Annotated in this window: 5 protein-coding genes; 1 reads left to right on the top strand and 4 read right to left on the bottom strand. The window is 34.0% G+C overall.

Annotated features, from left to right (window positions below; all coding sequences use genetic code 11):
• The 3 genes from IKZ35_04775 to IKZ35_04765 all read right to left on the bottom strand — a co-directional run.
• A partial coding sequence (locus IKZ35_04775) for a patatin-like phospholipase family protein (protein MBR4893273.1) occupies window positions 1–513 on the bottom strand: 513 nt, incomplete at its 3' end.
• Complete coding sequence (locus IKZ35_04770; GenBank protein MBR4893272.1) at window positions 506–2386, bottom strand: ABC transporter ATP-binding protein; 1881 nt, start codon at window positions 2384–2386, stop codon at window positions 506–508. The genes IKZ35_04770 and IKZ35_04775, both read right to left, overlap by 8 nt.
• Before the next feature lie 3 nt (window positions 2387–2389).
• Entirely contained in the window at window positions 2390–4108 is a 1719-nt protein-coding gene (locus IKZ35_04765; protein ID MBR4893271.1) for an ABC transporter ATP-binding protein, read from the bottom strand.
• Window positions 4109–4356: 248 nt separating this feature from the next.
• Between IKZ35_04765 and IKZ35_04760 the strand changes: the two genes are divergently transcribed.
• The gene (locus IKZ35_04760; GenBank protein ID MBR4893270.1) at window positions 4357–4530 is read left to right on the top strand and encodes a hypothetical protein; all 174 of its coding nucleotides are present in this window, start codon (window positions 4357–4359) and stop codon (window positions 4528–4530) included.
• A 153-nt stretch (window positions 4531–4683) separates the two neighbouring features.
• Here IKZ35_04760 and argF read toward each other — a convergent pair whose 3' ends face one another.
• The gene (argF, locus tag IKZ35_04755) at window positions 4684–5601 is read right to left on the bottom strand and encodes an ornithine carbamoyltransferase (protein MBR4893269.1); all 918 of its coding nucleotides are present in this window, start codon (window positions 5599–5601) and stop codon (window positions 4684–4686) included.
• Between the last annotated feature and the right edge of the window lie 296 nt (window positions 5602–5897).

Raw genomic sequence — 5897 nt, 5'->3', positions numbered from 1 at the left:
AGAAATATCAAGGATAATACTTTTGTATATCTGAAGAGATTTCTGCAATATGAAACATAATTTATATTTTAAAACCATATGGTGTTCGAGTACTACTGCACTAAACAAATTAAACTTATATTTATCATCCTTTAACTTAAAATATTCGCTTCTGCCTGTACTGACATTTGTAACACCTGTAAAAAAAACGCAGGAAGAATTAAAATAAGTATTATAATCAAAGGGAACAAGTCTTAAAGGTATTTCTTCATACACAAATTTCTGGCCGAATAATGCCCTCTCTTTTATTAAGTTGGCTATTGATACATATCTTTTATCATTTATATATTTTTCGCAGACTTCAAGATTTCTGCCTTTTTGCTTAGAAATATAGGAAATTCCGTATGCAGCACCTGCAGAAACTCCTATACCATAATCAAATTTTATATTCCTTTCTAAAAAGGCATCTAAAACACCGGCAGTATACATTCCTCTTAAACCGCCGCCCTCTAATACTAACCCTGTTTTAGTCAAGTTCTATCACTCCGTCATAAAGCATTTTATATTTTCCACCCAGTTTAATAAGTTCGTCATGAGTTCCCGCTTCTATTATCTGTCCCATCTCAAGCACCATAATAATATCAGCATTTCTAACAGTAGAGAGCCTGTGGGCAATAACAAAGGTTGTTTTCCCCCTCATAAGTTTTTCAAGCCCTTTATCTATTAACCTTTCGGTCATTGTATCTACTGAACTTGTAGCCTCATCAAAAATAAGAATAGGCGTATTTGCTATTGCTGCTCTTGAAATATTTAAAAGTTGCCTTTGCCCCTGGGATAGATTTGCTCCATCCCCTTCTATTAAGGTATTATAACCCATAGGTAACTTTGTGATAAAACTGTGGGCACTTGCATTTTTTGCCGCTTCTATAACTTCTTCGTCAGTAGCATCCAGTCTTCCGTAGCGTATATTTTCCATTACGGTACCTGTGAAAAGGTGGGTATCCTGAAGAACTACTGCCATGGCTTTTCTTAGTTCATCTCTTTTTATCTTTTTAATTTCTATATTATCTATTAAAATTTTACCGTCTGTTATATCGTAAAATCTTGTAATAAGGTTTGTAATAGTGGTCTTCCCTGCCCCTGTTGAGCCTACAAAAGCAATTTTCTGCCCACTTAAAGCATTGATATTTGCTTTTTTTAGCACCTGTTTTTCAGGAACATATGAAAAATCAACATCAATAAATTTAACCTCGCCTTTTGCTTCTATTTTCTCGTTTCCATTAACCCAGTAAAATTTATCATTTTCTTTTAAAAGAGAATATACTGCATCAACATCTGAAATTTCTGCAACCTCGTCAAACACATCACAAATTCGCTCTGTTCCTGCTACTGCCGAAACAATGGCATTAAACTGCTGAGATGCTTCATTGATAGGTTTTGCAAACTGCCTTGCAAGGCTTAAGAAAACCACTAACCCCCCAACGCTTAAATAACCTCCGAGCGCAAACATTCCACCTATCATTGCAATAAGAGAATAATTTATATTATTAAGGTTAGACATTACAGGCATCATAGACCCTGCGACAGACTGAGCAGAAATTGCGGATTTTCTTAATTCGTCGTTTAACTTTTTAAACTCTTTCTTGGCTCTTTCTTCATAAGAGAAAACTTTAACAACTTTCTGACCTGTAATAGTTTCTTCTATATATCCGTTAACAGCGCCAAGATTTTTCTGCTGAAGTTTAAAGTATTTGCTCCCTGCACTCATAATAGTTCGTGATGCAAAAAATAAAACAGGGGCAATAAGTAAGGTAACTAAAGTAAGCAGCGGGTTTTTGGAAAGCATAAGTGAAATTATACCCACTAATGTAACTGCGCTTGAAAAAAGCGCAGTAAGCGAATTATTAAGCGCATCGTTTAAAGTATCCACATCATTGGTAAAACGACTCATTATTTCACCGTTTGTATGAGTATCATAGTATCTTACACTTAAAGTCTGAAGATGGTTAAATAAATCTTCCCTTAAATCTTTAATGGTAGTCTGAGAAACTTTAAGCATAATTCTCATTTGAAAATACTGAGCCGAAACTGATACAAGATAAAATATAAGTAATGTAAGTGCACCAAAAAACGCCCCTTTAATTCTTCCTTCAAGGGTTAAATTTAATTTATTGTCAAGAAAATTATCTATTATTGGCTGAAGTTGGTTTGTTGCACCTAAACTTGCAATTATATTGATAAACACAAGAGAGAATGCAATAATGAGCATCGCTTTTTTCTTTTTTATATACTGCCATAAAAACTTAACTGCTCTTTTAAAGTCCTTAGGCTTTTGCATAATAAGATTAGGTCCTCGCCCCGGCCCTCCTGCAGGGCGCCTTGCACCCGGGCCCATAGGTCCTGCCATAAACTATCCCTCCTGTTGTGATGTATAAATCTCTTTATAAGTCGCACTTATCTTCATAAGTTCTTCGTGTGTGCCAACTGCCTCTAAAGATGCATCGTTTAGCACTATTATTTTATCGGCATCTTTTACCGAAGATATTCTCTGGGCAATAATAAATGTAGTAGTGTCTTTTAAAGACTCCGAAAGCGCTTTTTGAATGTTGCGCTCGGTTGCAGTATCAACTGCACTGGTGGAATCGTCGAGAATAAGAATTGCAGGTTTTTTAAGCATTGCCCTTGCAATACAAAGCCTTTGTTTCTGCCCACCCGAAAGATTTGCTCCACCCTGGTCAATAAAGGTGTTATATCCTTTTGGCATTTTAATTATAAATTCATGAGCCTGAGCAGCATTTGCAAAAAATTTCATCTCTTCATCGGTTGCGTTTTCATTACCCCATCTTAAATTTTCGGCTACCGTTCCGCTAAACAAGGTATTCTTCTGTAAAACAACGCCGATATTCTCTCTTAAATCGTCAAGATTATAGTCTTTTATATCTATACCGTCAATTAAAATTTGCCCTTTTGTTATATCATAAAGCCTTGGTATAAGTTGCACCAAAGATGTTTTCCCGCTTCCTGTGCTTCCTACAACAGCAATAGTTTCCCCTTTTTTTGCTTCAAATGAAATATCCTTTAAAACATATTCAGACTGGTCTTTTGAATATTTAAAATAAACATTTTTAAATATAACATTACCGTCTATTTTTGATTTTCCAAAAGCGTCTTCTTTACTTGACAGTGTTGAAGTAGTATTAAATATTTCGCCAACCCTTTTAAAAGATGCACTTGCTCTTGTTAAGTTAATAAATACCATAGAAATCATCATCAGTGAAAATAAAATATGGTTAATATAATTTAAGTATGCAGAAAGTTCGGCAACTGTCATATTGGAATAAATTATCTGGTTTGAGCCGAACCACACAACAAGCACGGTGGAAAGGTTCATAAGAAGAGACATTATGGGCATATTAAGTATAACAAGATACATTGCCTTTAATGATGTTTCCATAAGATTGGTATTTGCCTTTTTAAACTTTTCTTTTTCATCGCTCTGCCTAACAAAAGATTTAACTACTCTTACATTCATTAAATTTTCTCTTACTGTTCCGTTAAGTTTATCCATCGCTTTTTGCATAATTGTAAAAAGCGGTGTTGATTTTATTATTATAACAATTAAGGAAACTAAAAGCAGAGGAACAATAAACGCAAATATTAGCGATATACTTGCATTAAGGCTAAGCGTCATCCCGATAGCAAAGACAAACATAAGCGGTGCTCTTACCATAACACGCATACACATAGTAAAAGTGTGTTGCATCTGGGTAACATCATTAGTCATCCTTGTAACTAATGATTCGGTAGAAAAAGCGTCAATATTTTCAAAAGAAAATTCTTGAATTTTGGAATAAATTCCCTCTCTTAAATCGGCAGCAAATGAAACTCCTGCTTTTGCAGAGTATCTGGCATTCATAACACCTGCATAAATTGCAAAAAGTGCAACAAGTATCATTAAAATTCCTGTTCTTATAATATATCCTGAATCTGATGCTTCAATTCCATTCTCAATAATTTTTGACATAAGATAAGGCTCAAGCATAACACATACTACATCAACAGCCATAAAAAAGACTGCTAATAAAATAGTATTAATATATGGCTTTACATACCTTAAAATATATTTCATATTATATCTCCTTTTAAATTTAAAAAAAATTAAAAAGCCTTTTGTTGAGGCTTTTGTACGATATTTTACTCACTAATATTTTATAGTATTTTTTTTCCTGTGTCAATATGAATTAAAAATGGGCAGCGTAGAAATAATAAGGTTGAAAGGAGTGAATTAGAATGCTAGATAACAACAAAAAATCAAACAAAAAAGACCAGAGAAATGAACAGGAAAAAAACAACAACAATAACAGGAACAACTAAAAAATGGTGGGAAAATATAAAAAGGCGACTAAGAAAAATGATGTAGCCAATAAAGCAAACGAAGTTGTCAGGGCGTATCTTGCAAAGGATATTTTAGAAACCGACCCTAACGGAAGCTATACAGGAAATCCCAAAGAAAAATTTGAAAAACCTGTGCAGGATGCAGATGACCTGTAATAAATTTTTTTAAAACAGAAAGAGAAGATTTGGCCTTTTGCCAAATCTTCTCTTTTTTTAATTATATTCTTTTATAAGGAGTGCTCTCGTATAACCCCTGCACAAAACACTTATAATTGTTTTTCTTCTTTTGTATTACCCTTGCTATTGACACTATTTCATCAGCATTGCCATAACAGCCTTTTGTACATGAAGCCTGTTTTCTGCTTCGTCAAACACTCTTGACCATCTTCCGTCAATAACCCCTTCTGATACTTCATAGCCTCTGTATGCAGGAAGACAATGTAAAAATATTGCATCATCTTTAGCAAAAGACATAAGTTTTTCATTAACTTGGAATCCCTCAAATTTTTTAACTTTTTCTGCCTTTTCGCTTTCCTGACCCATACTAACCCATGTATCAGTATAAACTGAATCAGCGTCAGAGACTGCTTTCTCAGGGTCGTTTGTAAATTCTAAAACTGCGCCAGTTTTTTTAGCCATACTAAGCGCTTGTTCAACTACTTCTTTATCGCACTCAAAACCTTTCGGTGTAGCAACGCTCATATTCATTCCGGAAAGTGCTGATGCATATAAAAGAGAGTGTGTAACATTATTTCCGTCCCCTACATATGCAATTTTTAATCCCTCTAATTTTTTCTTTTCTTCATAGATTGTAAGAAAATCGGCAAGTGCCTGACAAGGATGAGTTAAATCGGTAAGCCCGTTTATAACAGGAATAGACCCGTATTTTGCAAGGTCTAAAACATCTGACTGTTTAAAAGTTCTTATCATTATACCGTCTAAAAATCTGGAGAGAACATTCGCTGTGTCATATATTGTTTCTCCTCTTCCAAGCTGAATATCATTTGAACTTAAAAATAATGCCTGACCTCCAAGCTGATACATACCAACCTCAAAAGAAACTCTTGTTCTTGTAGAAGATTTGGTAAAAATCATACCTAATGTTTTGCCTTTTAAAAGATGATGAGGTATCCCCTTTTTATTTTCATCTTTTAATTTTATTGCCAGTTTTAAAATATTATTAAAATCATCAGTTGTTATGTCTTTTAAAGTTACTAAATGGTTCATTTTATTTCCTCCAGAATTTCTCTAAATATTTCTATAAAGTATAAAACATCTTCTTTTTTACTATCAAAAGTACAAATCCGTCAGGCTCAAAAACACAGAACTTTTCTTTTGCCAAATTTATAACACCTTTTGGCTAGTGCAGTAGTACTTGAACGCAATATGCCTTAAACTTGTTAAATTCCAATCTTTTTAATTTGTCGTCCTCGTAAGGCGTCAGCCTGACTTCGTCCTTCGCATTAAAAATCTTAAAAATTTTCCTGCGTTTAAGGTCGAAGAGTTTTAAAACAAGAAATTTT

Source organism: Clostridia bacterium, assembly GCA_017554615.1.
Taxonomy (GTDB): domain Bacteria; phylum Bacillota; class Clostridia; order UMGS1840; family HGM11507; genus SIG450.
This window is presented reverse-complemented; position numbering and strand designations above follow the sequence as displayed.

What these genes read in the sequence shown, in the direction of transcription:
- IKZ35_04770 (MBR4893272.1), bottom strand. Translation starts at nt 2,386, where the DNA reads ATGGCAGGACCTATGGGCCCGGGTGCAAGGCGCCCTGCAGGAGGGCCG.
- IKZ35_04765 (MBR4893271.1), bottom strand. Translation starts at nt 4,108, where the DNA reads ATGAAATATATTTTAAGGTATGTAAAGCCATATATTAATACTATTTTA.
- IKZ35_04760 (MBR4893270.1), top strand. Translation starts at nt 4,357, where the DNA reads ATGGTGGGAAAATATAAAAAGGCGACTAAGAAAAATGATGTAGCCAAT.
- argF (MBR4893269.1), bottom strand. Translation starts at nt 5,601, where the DNA reads ATGAACCATTTAGTAACTTTAAAAGACATAACAACTGATGATTTTAAT.